The 16365-nt window shown below is 66.6% G+C and carries 16 protein-coding genes; 9 read left to right on the plus strand and 7 right to left on the minus strand.

Going from position 1 to position 16365, the window contains the following annotated elements; translation table 11 throughout:
- The first annotated feature begins 76 nt into the window (after window positions 1-76).
- Complete coding sequence (locus N5D45_RS09795) at window positions 77-697, plus strand: glutathione S-transferase (RefSeq protein WP_010486127.1); 621 nt, start codon at window positions 77-79, stop codon at window positions 695-697.
- Window positions 698-885: 188 nt separating this feature from the next.
- A complete protein-coding gene (gene miaB / locus N5D45_RS09800) occupies window positions 886-2304 on the plus strand; it encodes a tRNA (N6-isopentenyl adenosine(37)-C2)-methylthiotransferase MiaB (RefSeq protein WP_164192542.1) in 1419 nt (472 codons plus the stop codon).
- 79 nt (window positions 2305-2383) lie between these two features.
- Here miaB and N5D45_RS09805 read toward each other — a convergent pair whose 3' ends face one another.
- The 3 genes from N5D45_RS09805 to N5D45_RS09815 are packed head-to-tail and all read right to left on the minus strand — an operon-like array spanning window position 2384 to window position 5393.
- Window positions 2384-3496: an ABC transporter permease gene (locus N5D45_RS09805; RefSeq protein WP_049412557.1), complete on the minus strand. Its 1113-nt coding sequence runs from the start codon at window positions 3494-3496 to the stop codon at window positions 2384-2386.
- The gene (locus N5D45_RS09810; protein WP_228355196.1) at window positions 3493-4416 is read right to left on the minus strand and encodes an ABC transporter ATP-binding protein; all 924 of its coding nucleotides are present in this window, start codon (window positions 4414-4416) and stop codon (window positions 3493-3495) included. Before N5D45_RS09810 ends, N5D45_RS09805 begins: the two co-directional genes overlap by 4 nt.
- Before the next feature lie 20 nt (window positions 4417-4436).
- Entirely contained in the window at window positions 4437-5393 is a 957-nt protein-coding gene (locus N5D45_RS09815; RefSeq protein ID WP_071305461.1) for an HlyD family efflux transporter periplasmic adaptor subunit, read from the minus strand.
- A gap of 482 nt (window positions 5394-5875) precedes the next feature.
- Here N5D45_RS09815 and N5D45_RS09820 point away from each other — a divergent pair, with 482 nt between their 5' ends.
- From N5D45_RS09820 to N5D45_RS09850, 7 genes are all read left to right on the plus strand, one after another.
- Window positions 5876-6862 carry a PhoH family protein gene (locus tag N5D45_RS09820; protein WP_228355195.1) on the plus strand — a complete coding sequence of 329 codons (987 nt, stop codon included), beginning with the start codon at window positions 5876-5878 and terminating at the stop codon, window positions 6860-6862.
- Window positions 6859-7344, plus strand: a complete 486-nt coding sequence (gene ybeY / locus N5D45_RS09825) for an rRNA maturation RNase YbeY (protein WP_005408831.1) — start codon at window positions 6859-6861, stop codon at window positions 7342-7344. The genes N5D45_RS09820 and ybeY overlap by 4 nt, the downstream gene beginning before the upstream one ends.
- Window positions 7345-7385: 41 nt before the next feature.
- Complete coding sequence (locus N5D45_RS09830; RefSeq protein ID WP_228355194.1) at window positions 7386-7994, plus strand: hypothetical protein; 609 nt, start codon at window positions 7386-7388, stop codon at window positions 7992-7994.
- On the plus strand, window positions 7994-8581 hold the full coding sequence (locus tag N5D45_RS09835; protein WP_279938831.1) for a hypothetical protein: 588 nt from the start codon (window positions 7994-7996) through the stop codon (window positions 8579-8581). The genes N5D45_RS09830 and N5D45_RS09835 overlap by 1 nt, the downstream gene beginning before the upstream one ends.
- A gap of 64 nt (window positions 8582-8645) precedes the next feature.
- Window positions 8646-9527 (plus strand): transporter associated domain-containing protein, encoded by an 882-nt coding sequence (locus N5D45_RS09840; RefSeq protein ID WP_228355193.1) that lies wholly within the window; start codon window positions 8646-8648, stop codon window positions 9525-9527.
- Window positions 9524-10777, plus strand: coding sequence for a DUF4105 domain-containing protein (locus N5D45_RS09845; RefSeq protein WP_227199812.1), 1254 nt, complete (start codon window positions 9524-9526; stop codon window positions 10775-10777). The genes N5D45_RS09840 and N5D45_RS09845 overlap by 4 nt, the downstream gene beginning before the upstream one ends.
- 6 nt (window positions 10778-10783) lie before the next feature.
- Window positions 10784-11806, plus strand: a complete 1023-nt coding sequence (locus N5D45_RS09850) for a magnesium and cobalt transport protein CorA (RefSeq protein WP_019337144.1) — start codon at window positions 10784-10786, stop codon at window positions 11804-11806.
- 75 nt (window positions 11807-11881) lie between these two features.
- Here N5D45_RS09850 and N5D45_RS09855 read toward each other — a convergent pair whose 3' ends face one another.
- From N5D45_RS09855 to potA, 4 genes are all read right to left on the minus strand, one after another.
- The gene (locus tag N5D45_RS09855) at window positions 11882-13246 is read right to left on the minus strand and encodes an NAD-dependent succinate-semialdehyde dehydrogenase (protein ID WP_100448174.1); all 1365 of its coding nucleotides are present in this window, start codon (window positions 13244-13246) and stop codon (window positions 11882-11884) included.
- A gap of 63 nt (window positions 13247-13309) precedes the next feature.
- Window positions 13310-14152, minus strand: coding sequence for an ABC transporter permease subunit (locus N5D45_RS09860; protein WP_004151945.1), 843 nt, complete (start codon window positions 14150-14152; stop codon window positions 13310-13312).
- A complete protein-coding gene (locus N5D45_RS09865; RefSeq protein WP_279938832.1) occupies window positions 14149-15081 on the minus strand; it encodes an ABC transporter permease subunit in 933 nt (310 codons plus the stop codon). Before N5D45_RS09865 ends, N5D45_RS09860 begins: the two co-directional genes overlap by 4 nt.
- Window positions 15078-16214 (minus strand): polyamine ABC transporter ATP-binding protein, encoded by a 1137-nt coding sequence (gene potA / locus N5D45_RS09870; protein ID WP_010486163.1) that lies wholly within the window; start codon window positions 16212-16214, stop codon window positions 15078-15080. The genes N5D45_RS09865 and potA overlap by 4 nt, the downstream gene beginning before the upstream one ends.
- Between the last annotated feature and the right edge of the window lie 151 nt (window positions 16215-16365).

The raw sequence follows: 16365 nt of genomic DNA on the forward strand, positions 1-16365 counted from the left end.
GATCGAGGACAGAAGTCGTCCGCAATAGTGCCCCAGGATGGCCTCCAGTTCACCACCCACCGCAAGGAGCAATGCCATGAATTCACGCCGGATCACCCTGTACCACGCCGCCCGTTCCCGCTCGAGCGGCGCCGTGGCCCTGCTCGAAGCGCTGGGTGCCGACTACCGCATGCAGGTGCTGGACCTGAAGGCCGGCGCCAACCTGGCCCCGGCCTACCTGGCCATCAACCCGATGGGCAAGGTGCCGGCCATCGTCCACAACGGCGCACTGGTAACCGAACAGGTGGCCATTTATCTGTACCTGGCCGACCTGTATCCGGAAGCCGGGCTGGCCCCGCCGATCGGCGACGCCCTGCGCGGGCCCTACCTGCGCTGGATGGCCTTCTATGGCGCCTGTTTCGAGCCGGCGATGATCGACAAGGCGATGCATCGCGAGCCGCCGCCGCGCCTGATGTCGCCGTACAACGACGCCGAGACCGTGCTGCAGGTGGTCGAGGCCCAGCTGGCGCAGGGCCCGTACCTGCTCGGCGAGACGATGAGCGCCGCCGATGTGCTGTGGGGCAATGCGCTGGCCTGGACCACCGCCTTTGGCCTCGTACAGCCGGCGCCGGCAACGGCCGACTACATCGCCCGGATGAGCGCGATGACCGCCTTCGACCGGTCGCGGCGGATCGATGCGGAGCTGGTGGCGGCGTAATCAGCGCCCCCTTGTAGAGCCGAGCCCACGCTCGGCTGCTCCTCCGCCTTGCACAAGGCAGCCGAGCGTGGGCTCGGCTCTACAGTGATGACCACGCCGGGCTTGGGCTTGGCCGCATGAACGCGGCGGCTGGCGCGGGATGCGGGTAGAATTGCCCGCTTTCCCGCCACCCGAATGGATTAAGCGCCATGACCGGGACGCCAGACGTCTTTCCGCCCGCCACGCCGGGCGGTACCCCGCTCGTTGCCCTGCCCGCTGGTCCGCGCAAGCCCGACCAGGTCAAGGGCAAGCTGTACATCAAGACCCACGGTTGCCAGATGAACGAGTACGACTCGGCCAAGATGGCCGACGTGCTTGCCGCCAGCGATGGCCTGGAACTGACCGATACCCCGGACGACGCTGACGTCATCCTGGTCAACACCTGCTCCATCCGCGAGAAGGCGCAGGAGAAGGTATTCAGCCAGCTGGGCGTGTGGAAGGGCCTGAAGAACAAGGGCCGCGAGGTCATCATCGGCGTCGGCGGCTGCGTTGCCTCGCAGGAAGGCGAAGCGATCATCAAGCGCGCGCCGTTCGTCGACCTGGTGTTCGGACCGCAGACCCTGCACCGCCTGCCGGAACTGATCCGCGCGCGGCGCGAACAGAAGCGCCCGCAGGTGGACATCAGCTTCCCCGAGATCGAGAAGTTCGACCGCCTGCCGGAGCCGCGTGCCGATGGCGCCTCGGCGTTCGTGTCGATCATGGAAGGCTGCTCGAAGTACTGCTCGTTCTGCGTGGTCCCCTACACCCGCGGCACGGAGGTCAGCCGCCCGTTCGAGGACGTGGTGGTGGAAGTGGCGCAGCTGGCCGCACAGGGTGTGCGCGAGATCAACCTGCTCGGCCAGAACGTCAATGCCTACCGAGGGCCTTATGGGGACGGCGAATTCGCCGACCTTGGCCTGCTGATCCGTACCATCGCCGAGATCGACGGCGTCGGCCGCATCCGCTTCACCACCTCGCATCCGCTGGAGTTCAGCGATTCGCTGATCGATGCGTTCCGCGACGTGCCACAGCTGGCCAACTTCCTGCACCTGCCGGTGCAGGCCGGCAGCGACCGCGTGCTGTCGGCGATGAAGCGCGGCTACACCGCACTGGAATTCAAGTCGAAGATCCGCAAGCTGCGCGCGGTGCGCCCGGACATCTCGATCAGCTCGGACTTCATCGTCGGCTTCCCCGGCGAGACCGACGCCGATTTCGAGAAGACCATGAAGCTGATCGAAGACATCGGCTTCGACCACAGCTTCTCCTTCATCTATTCGCGCCGCCCGGGCACGCCAGCGGCCGACCTGGAGGACACGATCAGCGATGCGGAGAAGCACGCGCGCCTGTCGCGCCTGCAGGAGCGCATCAATGCGCACGCGGCCAGCATCTCCCAGAAGATGGTGGGCACGGTGCAGACCGTGCTGGTGGAAGGTCCGTCGCGCAAGAATCCGAACGAGCTGACCGGCAAGACCGAGAACATGCGCTCGGTGAACTTCCCGGCGCCGGCACGGCTGATCGGCCAGTTCGTGGATGTGGTGATCACCGAAGCGCTGACCAATTCGCTGCGCGCGCGGGTGGTGGCGGAGTAAGGTCTGGGTGTGCCGACCAACGGTCGGCACCCACCGGAAATGATGCCGGCCAGCGGCCGGCACTACCGAATGACAGGCCTCAATCCAATCGCTTGCGGAAGCGCAGGATCGCCAGCGTCATCATCACCACGATGAAGGCCAGCAGCGCCAGCGCGTCGTGCCACAGCTCCCACAGCGAGGCGCCGCGCAGCATGATGCCGCGCACCAGCCGCAGGAAGTGGGTCAGCGGCAGCACTTCCGCCAGCCATTGCACCGGCCGCGGCATGCCCGCAAACGGGAACATGAAGCCCGACAGCAGGATCGACGGCAGGAACAGGAACAACGTCATCTGCATCGCCTGGAACTGCGAGCGCGCGCGCGTGGAAATCAGCAGGCCCAGTGCGAGGTTGGCCAGCACCAGCAGTACTGCGGCCAGGTAGATGTCCAGCAGGCTGCCGCGGATCGGCACCTGGAACAGCCAGGTGCCCAGCACCAGCACCAGCGTGGTCTGCAGCAGGCCAATCGCTGCATAAGGGAGCACCTTGCCCACCATCAGTTCGCTGCGCGACACCGGCGTGGCGATCAGCAGCTCCATGTTGCCGCGCTCGCGTTCGCGCACCACCGCCACGGCCGTGAACATCACCAGGGTCATGGTCAGGATCACCCCGATCAGGCCCGGCACGATGTTCACCGCCGAGCGCCGCTGCGGGTTGTAGAAGCTGGTCACGCTGATAGGACCACTGGCGATGCTGCCTTCGCGCAGGGGACGCGTGTTGCTGGTCGGACGCGTGTCCAGCGGCACCTGCGCCAGCTGGATCGCTGCGCTCTGCACCACGGTGTCGCTGCCATCGACCAGCACCTGCACTGCTTCGCGACCGTCGAAGCGGCGACGCTCGAAGTCGGCCGGCACCACAATGCCGACACTGATCTCGCCACGGCGCAGCGCCTGCATCAGTTGGTCGGGCGTGTACGCCTCGCTGCGCGGCGTGATCACGCCGGTGGCGACCATGTCCTGCACCAGCGCGCGCGAGGCGGCACTGTTGGCCTGATCGGCGACACCGGCGTCGAGGTGACGCAGGTTGAGATTGATCGCATAGCCGAACAGCAGCAGCTGCATCACCGGAATGCCGACGATCATCGCCAGCGTGATGCGGTCGCGCCGTAGCTGCCGCAGTTCCTTGAGCATGATCGCCCACAGCCGGCGCAGGTTCATTCCGCCGGCTCCCGGCCACGACCACGGGTGGCGGCCACGAACACGTCTTCCAGGTTCGGTGCCACCTTCTCGATGCTGGCCTGCGGGTCAGCACTGGCCAGCGCACGGCCCAGCACTGCGATGTCCGCCGCTCCCTCATTGCACAGCACGCGCAGATGGGTGCCGATCTGCGCCACGCTGAGCACGCCGGGCAGATCGGCCAGTGCGCGGCTGGCCAGGCGCGGCTGCGACGCGGTGACCTGCAGCGTGCGCCCTTCCAGCCGTGCGCACAGTTCGGCCGGGGTGCCGTCGGCCATCAGCGCGCCACGATCAAGGATCGCCAGGCGGTGGCAGCGCTCGGCCTCGTCCATGTAGTGGGTCGAGACCAGCACGGTGGTGCCCGCATCGGCCAGTTCGAACAGGGCCTCCCAGAAATCGCGGCGCGATTCCGGATCGACTGCGCTGGTCGGCTCGTCCAGGAACAGCAGCTCCGGAGCGTGCACGACGGCGCCGGCCAGCGCCAAGCGCTGCTTCTGGCCACCACTGAGGGTGCCGGCCAGCTGCGGCTGCCTGTCCAGAAGACGATACTGCTGCAGCAGTTCGTCGACCCGCCGCCGGGCCTGCGCGCGTGGCAGATCCTGGATGGCGGCGAGGAATTCCAGGTTCTCGCGTACCGAAAGATCTTCATACAACGAGAAGCGCTGGGTCATGTAGCCGATGCGCCGGCGCAGTGCTTCGGCCTGCTCGGGAACCGCCAGGCCCAGCACCTCGATCTGCCCGGCACTCGGTTCCAGCAGGCCGCACAGCATGCGGATGGTGGTCGACTTGCCCGACCCGTTCGGCCCCAGGAAGCCATAGACCTGGCCACGCGGCACGGTCAGGTCGACATTGTCCACGGCCAGCAGATCGCCGAAGCGGCGGGTCAGGCCCTGCGCGTGCACCGCGATGTCCGCACCGGTGTTCAGAAGCGCACCTGTACCGGAAGGCCCGCTGGCAGCTTCTGCATGTCGCTGTTCCCGTCCACTTCGATCTCGGCCAGATAGCTCAGGCGCTCGACGTCATCACCGGTCAGTGCGTAGTACGGCGTGAACGACGGCTCACTGCGGATCGCACGCACGTGCCCCGTCAGCACCGTGCTGCCTCCCTCCAGCTGTATCTGCGCGGCCTGTCCGACCTTGACCTGCAGGCGCAGCGGTTGCGGCAGGTAGACGCGTGCATAGGGGCGCTCGCCGACCAGCATCACCGCCAGCGGCGCGCCGACCGGCGCCTGGTCCCCCTGCCGGTAAGGCAAGGCATCGACCACGCCGTCGCGCGGTGCGCGCAGCTGCAGCTTCTGCAGGTTGACGCCCTGCACCACCTGCTGTGCCTGTGCGGCATCCGCGGCCGCCTGGCCCTGGGCGATATCCTGCACACGGCTGCCGTGCACCCGCTCCAGCCAGGCCTGCTCGGCAGCACGCGCGCTGGCCTCGGCATTGCCGGCAGCGGCGCGTGCACGATCCAGTTCAGCGGCGGCAATCAGGCGCTGCTGTGCCAACGGCTGGACACGTCGGTAATAGGCAGTTGCTTCGGCAGCCTGTGCGCGCAACGCGGCCAGTTGCGCCTGGGCCTGCGCGATCTGCTCCTGGCGTGGACCGATCTGCAGTTCTTCCAGCTGGGCCTGCGCACGCGCCGCATCAGCCTGAGCCGCGGCGAACTGCGCGTCTCCCCGCGCCGGGTCCAGCTGCATCAGCACGGCCCCGGCCTTGACCTGCTGTCCCTCGCGCACCTCCACCGTGGCGATGACTTCGGCCGCCGGCGCCGGCACCGTGATCCGGTCCCATTCCAGCGTGCCCAGTGCAGTCGGCGTTGACTGCCCACACCCCGCCAGCAGGCCGATGCCCGCCAGTCCGATTCCACGCATCCCGTTGCCGATGCCCATGCCATCCCCTCCTGCGACGGCGACACGGTGCCATGTGCCCCGTGCACCCTCAATGATTCCGATCAGCCCTGACGGTTTTTTCACCACACGTGGGCAAGCCTTTTGCTGCAAGGCTCCGCACCACCTATCCACAGGTTGATTCGGCATCATTCCACAACCGCTGTGGAAATCCGCAGGGACGTGGCTTTGTTGCTCGCCCGGCAACGAAACCTGCACTGCCATCACGATGAATGACCCCGTACAGGCCACCCGTGGCAGTGCTGCCGCAGCGACGAACGGCCATGACGCTTTTTTCACCAGGACCTCATGGGCCTTGTGGCACAAGCATCGCAGAGGTCTATCCACAGGTTTCCGCGTGCCCCGTCCACACCGGGTGTGGAAAACGCTGTATCGACCGTCTGCTGGCCGTGTGCCCCGCACGCGCGCTACCCTTGTCCTCCCTGAATACACTGCGGTGGAAGGCGTCGGCCCCACCCCAAGCAATGAAAAGCATCGATCATCGAGACTTCACCCTGTCGCCGGAAGACAACGAGCGACTGGCCAACCTGTGCGGCCCCTTCGACGGGCACCTGCGCCAGATCGAGCTGAAGCTCGGCGTGGAGATCGCAAATCGTGGCTTCGTGTTCCGCATCAGCGGGCCCAAAGAAGCCATCGTCGAGGCGCAGAAGCTGGTTGAAGCGCTGTACGCCGAAGCCGGCGAAACCACCTTCGACAACCACGCCATCCACCTGCGCCTGGCGCAGGCCAATGTCGAGCAGATCGCCGAGCGCTCCTATGAAGCGCAGGACGTGGCGATCAAGGTCAAGCGCGGCACGGTGCGCGGCCGCGGCGCAAACCAGGGCCGCTACCTGCACCAGATCGCCACCCACGACATCAACTTCGGCATCGGCCCGGCCGGTACCGGCAAGACCTTCCTGGCCGTGGCCAGTGCGGTCGAAGCACTGAACGAATCGCGGGTGCAGCGCCTGATCCTGGTGCGCCCGGCGGTGGAGGCCGGCGAGAAGCTGGGCTTCCTGCCCGGCGACCTGAGCCAGAAGGTCGATCCCTACCTGCGACCGCTGTACGACGCCCTGTACGAGATGATGGGCGTGGAGAAGGTGGTCAAGCTGCTGGAGAAGAACGTCATCGAGATCGCACCGCTGGCCTACATGCGCGGCCGCACGCTCAACGATGCGTTCGTGATCCTGGACGAAGCACAGAACACCACCATCGAGCAGATGAAGATGTTCCTGACCCGCCTGGGTTACGGCTCCACTGCGGTGGTCACCGGTGACCTGACCCAGACCGACCTGCCCAAGCATGTGAAGTCCGGCCTGCGCGACGCCATCGACGTGCTGCGTGAGGTCGAGGACGTGAGCTTCACCTTCTTCGAATCCCGTGACGTGGTCCGCCACCCGCTGGTCGCACGCATCGTCAGCGCCTACGACCGCCGCGACCTGCATCAGATCCAACCTGGAGCAACTCCATGACCCGTGGTCCCGTGCGACTGGACGTCGCCGTCAGTTATGCCCTGCCGCGTGCAGGCCTGCCGGCGGCAGTGAGCTTCCGCAAGTGGGTGGCCGCCGCGTTGAAGGGCCGCATCCGCGAGGCCGATCTGGCCATCCGCGTGGTCGATGCCAAGGAAGGACAGTCGTTGAACCGCCACTACCGCGGCAAGGACTACGCCACCAACGTGCTCAGCTTCCCGGCCGAAGTACCCGAAGGCCTGCCCAAGGGCGTCAAGTTCCCGCTGCTGGGTGACCTGGTGATCTGTGCACCGGTCGTGGCACGCGAGGCCGACGAACAGGGCAAGGCGCTCAATGCCCACTACGCGCACCTGACCGTGCACGGCGTGCTGCACCTGCTCGGCTGGGACCACGAGGACGACAAGGAAGCCGAGGCGATGGAGCAGCTGGAACGGGAGATCCTGGCCGAGCTGGGCATCGACGACCCATACGCGGGCGAGCGCTGAGCGGGCCACCGCCCGTCGCCACGACTACAAGGGGATCAAGGATGACTCCGGGAAACAGCTTCACGACGTTTGCGATGAGCGCGGGCCTGTTCGCCGGCCTGCTGATGCTGGGCGCGCACACCGTGCGCCGCCTCAGCGCTCGTGAACCCGCCGGCAGGCACTGGCTGCTGCGCAGCCTCGCCCTGCTCTCGCCTTTGTGCCTGCTGGCTGGGCTGGCGACGGGCATGATCGGCCCCCACCTCACGGGTAGAGCGGAACCCGCCCACCTGCCCGGTCTGTGGGAAACGTCGATGGTGCTGATACTGGTCGGTGCCCTGACCCTGCCGGTGCTGTGGCGAACGCTGCTGCAGCAGCGGCTTGGCAGGCCGGTCAACGCACTCCCGTTCTTCCATGCCAGCCGCACCTCGTTGCTGGTGCTGTTCGTGCTGGCCGTGATCTACATGAAAGTGGCCAGGACAGCCACATCGGAACTGATGCCCTGGCTGACCAGCCCGGGCCTGTGGCCGGCAGTGGCGCGCATCGCGGGGCAATCGATGCAGATCGCCATGCTTGCGGTCGTGCTGACCCTCTCACTGATGGTCGCGCGGCGGGCGATGACCGGATTCCTGCGCCTTCTCACCGGGCTGTTCAGGCGCTCACCGGAGCTATGATGGCGGCCCTTCGCTTGCGGAAACCGCCCGTGTCACTGCGCTGCTGCCTGCCTTTGCTGTGTGCCCTTGCGGTCCCATCCGCCTTCGCTTCCAGCCTGGACCTGCCGGCGCTGATCGAATGCCGCCAGGGCGTGGCCGATCAGGCCGCGCTGGCGCCGTTGCTGGCCGACCCGCTGAAGGCCGTGGCCCAGGGCCTGCAGCCGCTGCCACAGGGCAACCAGTTCATGAGTGAGTTCCGCATGGCCCAACCGATCAGCGTGTTCGGCATGAGCACCGAGCGGGTGGCCGTGGCCGGCGCCAGCATCATGGCGGTGCTCGACCAGGCCGACCCACGCCCGCTGGCCAAGCGCCTGGCGCTGGAGACCGGCTACGACCAGGACGGCAAGTTCATGGCCGGCCGCGAGCTGGTCAGCCGCGACGTGACCGACCCGAAAACCGGCGAGGCCCAGATCGAGTCGATCATCCTCAGCGTCTCCACCGTGGCCTCCCACCCGGGCAAGACCCTGGCCGGCTGCACCTACAGCCTGGACCTGCCCGAGGAGGAGCCGGCCCCGGCCGCCCCTGCCCCGGCCACCGGCAGTCACTGACAGGCCGTCACATCCTGCTAGACTTGGGCCAACGCCCGGCCTGCCGGGTGCCTTTTTTCCAGAGATGTCAGAAGACGACAGTAGTAGCTCCCCTGCGGAGCACAGTGAAAAGAAGCGCGGCTGGCTTGAACGCCTGACCTCCGCCTTCTCCGGCGAACCCCATACCCGCGACGAGCTGGTCGCTGTCCTGCACACCGCGCAGGAAGAGGGTCTGATCGCCGCCGATACCCTGAAGATGATGGAAGGCGCCATTTCGGTCGCCGAGCTGACCGTGGGCGACGTGATGATTTCGCGCTCGCAGATGGTCTCGCTGCCGGTTGAGGCGCCCTTCCTGGAACTGATGAAGCAGGTGGTCGAATCCGGTCATTCACGCTTCCCGGTGCACGGCGAGAACAAGGACGACATCCTTGGCATCCTGCTGGCCAAGGACCTGCTGCGCGGCGTGGTTTCCGACAACGGCCCGGCCAACGTGCGCGAGCTGCTGCGCCCGGCGGTGCTGATCCCGGAGGCGAAGAAGCTCAATGTGCTGCTGAAGGAGTTCCGCCTGTCGCGCAACCACATGGCCATCGTGGTGGACGAGTATGGCGGTGTCGCCGGCCTGGTCACCATCGAGGACGTGCTGGAACAGATCGTCGGCGAGATCGACGACGAGCATGACGAGGCCGAGGATCCCTCGGCGCAGATCGCGATCCAGTCCGACGGCCAGTACGTGGTCGACGCGCTGACCCCGATCGGCGACTTCAACGAGCGATTCGGCGCGACGTTCTCCGACGAGGACTACGACACCATCGGTGGCCTGGTCACCGAGGCCGTGGGCCATCTGCCGGAAGTCGGTGACGAGCTGGCGCTGGACCGTTTCATGTTCCGCGTGGCCCGCGCCGACGCGCGCCGGGTACAGGCCTTCCACGTGACCGTGCTGCCGCCGGACGCGCAGGACGACGCTTGAAGCGCCGCGGCCTGATCCTCATGGTGTGGCTGGCACTGTGCGTGCTGGCCATGGCCCTGCCGCTGGCCGCGTTCGCGAAGCCGGCGGCGGCCCCGCCTGCCGCTACGGCGCCCGCCAGTACTGAAGCCCCCGCCCCGCGCATCGGCGTGGTCACCATGCAGCCGGGCACGGTGTTCTTCGAACGCTTCGGCCATGACGCCATCGTGGTGCTTGATCCGGTCAGCGGTGAGGCGACCTCGTACAACTTCGGCTACTTCGATCCGTCCGAGGACGATTTCATCAGCCGCTTCGCACGCGGCGACATGATGTATTACCTGGTGGCGCTACCGCTGCAGCAGGATCTGTCCTACTACGACGAGACCGGCCGTGGCGCCAGCGTGCAGTGGCTGGACCTGCGCCCCGACCAGGCACGTGCGCTCGCTGCCGATCTGGCCGAACGGGCCAAGCCGGAAAACGCGCGTTACCACTACGACTACTACACCGCCAACTGCGCCACGATGGTGCGCGACACGGTGGACAAGGCACTCGGCGGCGGCCTGCAGTCGCAGCTGTCGGGGCGCTCGCGCGGCAACACCTACCGCAGTGAATCGGTGCGCCTGGCCTCGCCGGCACCCTGGATGTGGCTGGGCTTCGATGTAGGCCTGGGGCCGTTCGCCGACCAGCCGCTGTCGCGCTGGCAGGAAGCCTTCGTACCGATGCGCCTGGCCGATGCGCTGCGCCAGGCACGTAACAGCGATGGCCGTCCGCTGGTGCAGTCCGAACAGGAACTGCTGCCGCACCGTATCGATCCGGAGCCGAAGGAATTCGCGCGCCGCTGGTGGCCGTGGCTGCTGCTCGGGCTGATCGTGGCCGGCGGCGTGCTGGCGCTGCGCCGCCGTCCGCGCCTGCTGGCCGGGCTGGCGCTGCCGTTCTGGCTGCTGTGTGCCCTGTTCGGCGGCGTGCTGGTGTTCCTGTGGGGCTTCAGCATCCACTACGCCGCGTGGGCCAATCGCAACCTGCTGTTGCTTTCGCCGCTGGCGGTGCTGCTGCTGCCCGGGGCGATCAGCCTGCTGCGCCGGCGCGTGCCGGGCCGCATGTTCAGGATCGTACTGTGGCTGCTGGCGGTACAGGCGGTGGCCGCGCTGGTGCTGCACTGGCTGAGCCTGCAGGCGCAGTACAACGTGCAGTGGATCGTGCTGCTGCTGCCCGTCCACGTCGCGCTGGCATGGGTGCTGGGGCGTACTCCTCACTTGTCCAAAACACAGCCCTGACGCACGATGGCGGGCATGTCATTGCCCGCCTCCGCTGCCGCGCCCGCCTCGGCCAACCCCGCCTGCGTCATCAACTGCGTCCACTACGATGACGAGGGCAAACGCCACGACATCACCCTGGACGCCATCAGCGATGTCATTGCCGGTGGCAATGGCTTCGTCTGGGTCGGCCTGTACGACCCCAATGACGATGTGCTGTTGAAATTGCAGGAAGAGTTCTGCCTGCACGACCTGGCCATCGAGGATGCGCGCAATGCGCACCAGCGGCCCAAGGTCGAGACCTACGGCAATTCGATGTTCGTGGTGGTGACGACCGCGCAGATGGTCGACGAGCGCATTCAGTACGGCGAAACCCACGCCTTCCTCGGCCCGCGTTTCCTGGTGACGGTGCGCCATGGCGCTTCGCTGTCCTACGCCCCGGTACGCGCGCGGGTCGAGCGCGAGCCCCAGCTGCTGAAAATGGGCCCGTCGTACTGCCTGTATGCGGTGACCGACTTCGTGGTCGACAACTACCTGCCCATCGTGCACCGCTTCCGCGACACCCTGGACCTGCTCGAAAAGGACATCTTCGCCGACACCTACAAGCGCAGCACCGTGGTGCGGCTGTACGAGCTCAAGCGCGAACTGAACAAGATGCGCATGGCGGTGGCGCCGCTGCAGGACGTGCTGGCACAGCTGCGTCGCTATCAGGGCGAACTGATCCCCGACGAGGTGAAGCTGTACATCCGCGACGTGCACGACCACGCGGTACGCATCAGCGATGTGATCGACACCCTTCGCGAGATGCTGGGCACCGCACTGAGCGTGAACCTGTCGCTGGTGACGCTGGCGCAGGGCGAGACGGTCAAGCGGCTGGGTGCATGGGCGGCGCTGCTGGCGGCGCCGACGCTGATCACCAGCTGGTACGGCATGAACTTCAGCCACATGCCCGAGCTGAGCGAACCGTGGTCCTACCCGCTGATGATCGTTGGCGTGGGCGGCGTGTGCGTGGGGCTGTACCGGCTGTTCAAGCGCGCCAAGTGGCTGTAGATCGTATCGACCAACGGTCGATACCCACCAGACCGGTAGGCCACGACCGTTGGTCGTGGCGCATTGGATGATCCATCAAGCCACGTAGACGGTCTTGATGTTCATGAACTCATGGATGCCATGGTCGGCCAGTTCGCGACCGAAACCGGACTGCTTGCTGCCACCGAACGGCAACCGCGCATCGCTCTTGACGATAGCGTTGACGAACGCCGCACCGCATTCCATTCGCTGAGCGAAACGTTCACCGCGCACCGGGTCGCGCGTCCACACGCTGCCGCCCAGGCCGAAACGGGTGTCGTTGGCAACGCGCAGCGCCTCGGCTTCATCCTTGACCCGGATCACCGCCGCCACCGGCCCGAACAGTTCCTCATCGTAGGCCGGCATGCCAGGACCCACCTGGTCGAGCACGGTGGCCGGATAGCCGGCATGCGTGCCGGCAATCGGCTCGCCACCGATCAGCACGCGCGCGCCCTTGGCGACGCTGGCCTGCACCTGCTTGTGTAGTTCGTCGCGCAGGTCGGCGCGCGCCATCGGCGCCAGCGTGGTGCCGCGCTCGTCAGGGTCGCCATACTGGCGCTCGCCCGCCGCTTCCACGAAGCGACGGGTGAATTCATCGGCCACCGCATCGACCACGATGAAGCGCTTGGCCGCGATGCAGGTCTGGCCGCTGTTGTCGAAGCGTGACTTCACTGCCGCGGCCACGGTCTTGTCGAGGTCGGCATCATCGAGCACCACGAAGGCATCGCTGCCGCCGAGCTCCATCACCGACTTCTTCAGCTGGCTGCCGGCATTGGAAGCGATCGAGCGCCCTGCCCGCTCGCTGCCGGTCAGCGTCACCGCCTTCACCCGCGCGTCGCGCAGCACCTCGGCGGCCTGGTCGTTGTCGATGTGCAGTACATCGAACACGCCATCGGGCAGGCCGCCGTCACGGCACACCGCCAGGATCAGGTCGGCGCACTGCGGCACGTTGCTGGCGTGCTTGAGCAGGGCGACGTTGCCAGCCATGAACGCCGGGGCCAGGAAACGGAACACCTGCCAGATCGGGAAATTCCACGGCATCACCGCGAACACGCAGCCGATCGGCTCGTAGCGCACGTAGCTGCGCTGGGCTTCGGTGTCGATCAACTGCGGCTTGAGATAGTCTGCCGCGTGGTCGGCGTAGTACTCGCAGGCGGCAGCGCACTTGTCGACCTCGGCCAGCGCCTCGGCCTTGAGCTTGCCCATCTCGTGGGTCATCGCCTGCTGCAGGTCATCGCGACGGGCGCGCAGCTGCGCGGCGATCTGGCGCAGGATGGCGCCGCGGTCCTGGAGCGAGTGATCAGCCCAGCCGGGGAAGGCATCGGCAGCGGCCTGCAGGCGCTGCTCGATGTCGGCTGCACCCATCAGTTCATGGCGGTAGGTCACCTGGCCGGTGGCCGGGTTGATGATCTCGACAGTCATGGGGGATCTCCATCTGGAAGACCCCCATTGTGCGCAGCCGGCCGTGAGCCGGGTGTTGCCGGATCAGCCGTTGTCCTGCCGCGCCAGCTGCAGATCGCGCTGGCGCCGCTTCTCCGCACGCGCATTGATGTACCAGCCGATCACAGCAGCGATCGACACCGCCGACACCAGCAGCGTGGCCAACGCGTTGATCTTCGGGCTGATGCCCATGCGCACCGAAGCGAACACCTTCATCGGCAGCGTGGTCGAGCCCGGCGTGGCCACGAAACTGGCCACCACCACGTCATCCAGCGACAGGGTGAAGGCCAGCAGCCAGCCTGCCACCAGCGCCGGCGCGATGATCGGCAGGGTGATGCGGCCGAACACGGTCAGCCGGCTGGCACCCAGATCCATCGCCGCTTCTTCCAGCGACAGGTCCATTTCCTGCAGGCGCGAGGACACCACCACGGTGACGAAGCACAGGGTGAAGGTGACGTGCGCGATCCAGATCGTGGTCAGGCCGCGTGCGGGAAAACCGGGAATCGCGCCCATCGAGGCCAACAGCGCCATCAGCGAGAAGCCCAGGATCACATCCGGCATCACCAGCGGTGCGGTCACCAGTGCACCGAACAGCGGCTTGCCGCGGAAGCGCTTGAAGCGGGTCATGACCATCGCCGCCAGCGTGCCCAGCACGGTAGCCGTGCAGGCGGTCCAGAACGCGACCACAAGGCTGGTCCACATCGCATCCATCAGCGCGCGGTCGGCGAACAGGTCACTGTAGGCGCGGGTGGAGAACCCGGCCCAGACCATCGCCAGCCGCGAGCTGTTGAACGAATAGAACATCAACAGCAGGATCGGCAGGTACAGGAAAGCGAAGCCGAGCAGCAGCACGCCCAGCCCCAGGCCCTTGGCGGTACGCGGGCTCATGCCTGCTTCCCTTCCAGCAGGCGCTGCTGGGAACGGTTGAACAGCAGGATCGGGACCAGCAGCAACAGGATCATTGCCACCGCCATCGCCGAGGCGCCCGGCCAGTTACGGTTGTTGAAGAACTCGTTCCACAGCTGGCGGCCGACCATCAGCGTCTCCGAGCCGCCCAGCATTTCCGGGATCACGAATTCACCGATCGCCGGAATCATCACCAGCATGCAGCCAGCGATGATGCCCGCCTTCGACAACGGCAGGGTGATGCGCAGGAACGCCTGCCACGGCTTGGCACCCAGGTCGTAGGCCGCTTCCAGCAGCCGGTGGTCATGCTTGACCAGGTTGGCGTACAACGGCAGCACCATGAACGGCAGGTAGCAGTAGACGATGCCGATGTAGGCGGCAGTCAGCGTATCGATCAGCTGCAGCTTGGGCAGGCCGAGGCTGGTCATCAGCGACTGCAGGCCGGTGAACTGCAGGAACTGGTCGAGCAGGCCGTTGCGGTCCAGGATCGCCTTCCACGCGTACACGCGGATCAGGAACGAGGTCCACGACGGCAGCACCACCAGCATCATCGCCACGTTGCGTGCAGCCGGTGACAGGCGGGCGATGGCGTAGGCCATCGGGTAGCCGATCAGCAGGGTCAGGAAGGTGGAGATCGCCGCGATCTTGATCGAGCTCAGGAAGGCCTGCGCATAGATCGAATCGCGGAACAGCGCCAGGTAGTTTTCCAGGTTCAGCTTCAGCGAGAAGCCGCCATCCACGTACTGCAGCAGCCAGGTGTACGGCGGCGAGCCGACCCGGCTGAGCGAGAAGCTGATCATCAGCACGATCAGGAACGGCACTGCGAAGAACAGCAGCAGCCACAGGTACGGAATGCCGATCACCGTGGCACGCAGCCCCGGCAGCCAGCGCTTCAGGCCGGCCGTGCTCATGAGGTCAGCACCACGCCGTCGTTGTCGCGCCAGTGCACCCACACACTGTCGCCCCAGGTCAGGCCATCGCTGGCCCAGCGCTGCGAGTTGGCGAAGTTGGCCAGTACCTTGGCGCCGCTGGGCAGGCGCACGTGGTAGACCGAATGGCTGCCGAAGTAGGCGATGTCCTCGATCACACCCTGGGCCTTGTTGGTGTGCCCTTCCGGCTCGTCCTTGCCGATCATCACCTTCTCCGGGCGCAGCGCGAACGCGACCGGCTGCCCTTCATAGCCGGTGATGCCATGGGCGATGTAGATCGGCGCCGGGAACAGCGGCGAGCGCACGGTGACGTACTCGGGCAGGTCCTCGTCGATCACCCCGTCGAACAGGTTGACCGAACCGATGAACTCGGCGACAAAGCGGTTGGCCGGCTGCTCGTAGACCTCGTCCGGCTTGCCGACCTGCTGGATCCAGCCGGCATCCATCACCGCGATGCGGGTGGCCATGGTCATCGCTTCTTCCTGGTCGTGGGTGACCATCACGCAGGTCACCCCCGACGATTCGATGATGCTGACCAGTTCCAGCTGCATCTGCGAGCGCAGCTTCTTGTCCAGCGCGCCCATCGGCTCGTCCAGCAGCAGCAGCTTCGGCCCCTTGGCCAGTGACCGCGCCAGCGCCACGCGCTGCTGCTGGCCGCCGGAGAGCTGGTGCGGCTTGCGCTTGCCCAGGTGGCCCATCTGCACCAGATCGAGCATCTCGCCGACGCGCTTGCTGATCGCGTCCTTGCCCAAGCCATCCTGTTTCAGGCCGAAGGCGATGTTCTGCTCGACCGTCATGTGCGGGAACAGGGCGTAGGACTGGAACATCATGTTGACCGGCCGCTGGTACGGCGGCAGCGCGTCCAGGCGCTGGCCATCGAGGGTGATGCTGCCTTTGGTGGGCGTCTCGAAGCCGCCGAGGCAGCGCAGCAGGGTCGATTTGCCACTGCCGGAGCCACCGAGCAGGGCGAAGATCTCGCCCTTGCGCACGTCCAGATTGACGTCGTCGACGGCGACGAAACCGTCGAATTCCTTGCGCAAATCACGAATGGAGAGATAGCCGGGCGCACCGGTCGTGTCGACGACGGCGGCTACCGGCTGGGCTTCAACGGGCATGGGGGCTCCGGGAGCGGGCGGTGGACAGCGGCCGCCATTCTACCGGCCGGGGGCCGCAGGGGATATGACGGCAGCAGGTGGAACCGGCCGGTAAGCGGCCTCGGGGCCTCGAGGGGTGTCGGTTTTCCCCCGCCATGCTGGCCTGTCCGCC

The organism is Stenotrophomonas sp. GD03819 (assembly GCF_029841665.1).
Lineage (GTDB): Bacteria > Pseudomonadota > Gammaproteobacteria > Xanthomonadales > Xanthomonadaceae > Stenotrophomonas > Stenotrophomonas geniculata.

Excerpts from the sequence above, each read along its gene's own strand:
- N5D45_RS09795 (WP_010486127.1), top strand. The coding sequence starts at position 77 with ATGAATTCACGCCGGATCACCCTGTACCACGCCGCCCGTTCCCGCTCG.
- N5D45_RS09835 (WP_279938831.1), top strand. The coding sequence starts at position 7,994 with ATGGCGGCCCTTCGCTTGCGGAAACCGCCCGTGTCACTGCGCTGCTGC.
- N5D45_RS09850 (WP_019337144.1), top strand. The coding sequence starts at position 10,784 with ATGGCGGGCATGTCATTGCCCGCCTCCGCTGCCGCGCCCGCCTCGGCC.
- N5D45_RS09815 (WP_071305461.1), bottom strand. The coding sequence starts at position 5,393 with ATGGGCATCGGCAACGGGATGCGTGGAATCGGACTGGCGGGCATCGGC.
- N5D45_RS09860 (WP_004151945.1), bottom strand. The coding sequence starts at position 14,152 with ATGAGCCCGCGTACCGCCAAGGGCCTGGGGCTGGGCGTGCTGCTGCTC.
- miaB (WP_164192542.1), top strand. The coding sequence starts at position 886 with ATGACCGGGACGCCAGACGTCTTTCCGCCCGCCACGCCGGGCGGTACC.
- N5D45_RS09830 (WP_228355194.1), top strand. The coding sequence starts at position 7,386 with ATGACTCCGGGAAACAGCTTCACGACGTTTGCGATGAGCGCGGGCCTG.
- N5D45_RS09865 (WP_279938832.1), bottom strand. The coding sequence starts at position 15,081 with ATGAGCACGGCCGGCCTGAAGCGCTGGCTGCCGGGGCTGCGTGCCACG.
- potA (WP_010486163.1), bottom strand. The coding sequence starts at position 16,214 with ATGCCCGTTGAAGCCCAGCCGGTAGCCGCCGTCGTCGACACGACCGGT.
- N5D45_RS09855 (WP_100448174.1), bottom strand. The coding sequence starts at position 13,246 with ATGACTGTCGAGATCATCAACCCGGCCACCGGCCAGGTGACCTACCGC.
- N5D45_RS09805 (WP_049412557.1), bottom strand. The coding sequence starts at position 3,496 with ATGAACCTGCGCCGGCTGTGGGCGATCATGCTCAAGGAACTGCGGCAG.
- ybeY (WP_005408831.1), top strand. The coding sequence starts at position 6,859 with ATGACCCGTGGTCCCGTGCGACTGGACGTCGCCGTCAGTTATGCCCTG.
- N5D45_RS09820 (WP_228355195.1), top strand. The coding sequence starts at position 5,876 with ATGAAAAGCATCGATCATCGAGACTTCACCCTGTCGCCGGAAGACAAC.
- N5D45_RS09840 (WP_228355193.1), top strand. The coding sequence starts at position 8,646 with ATGTCAGAAGACGACAGTAGTAGCTCCCCTGCGGAGCACAGTGAAAAG.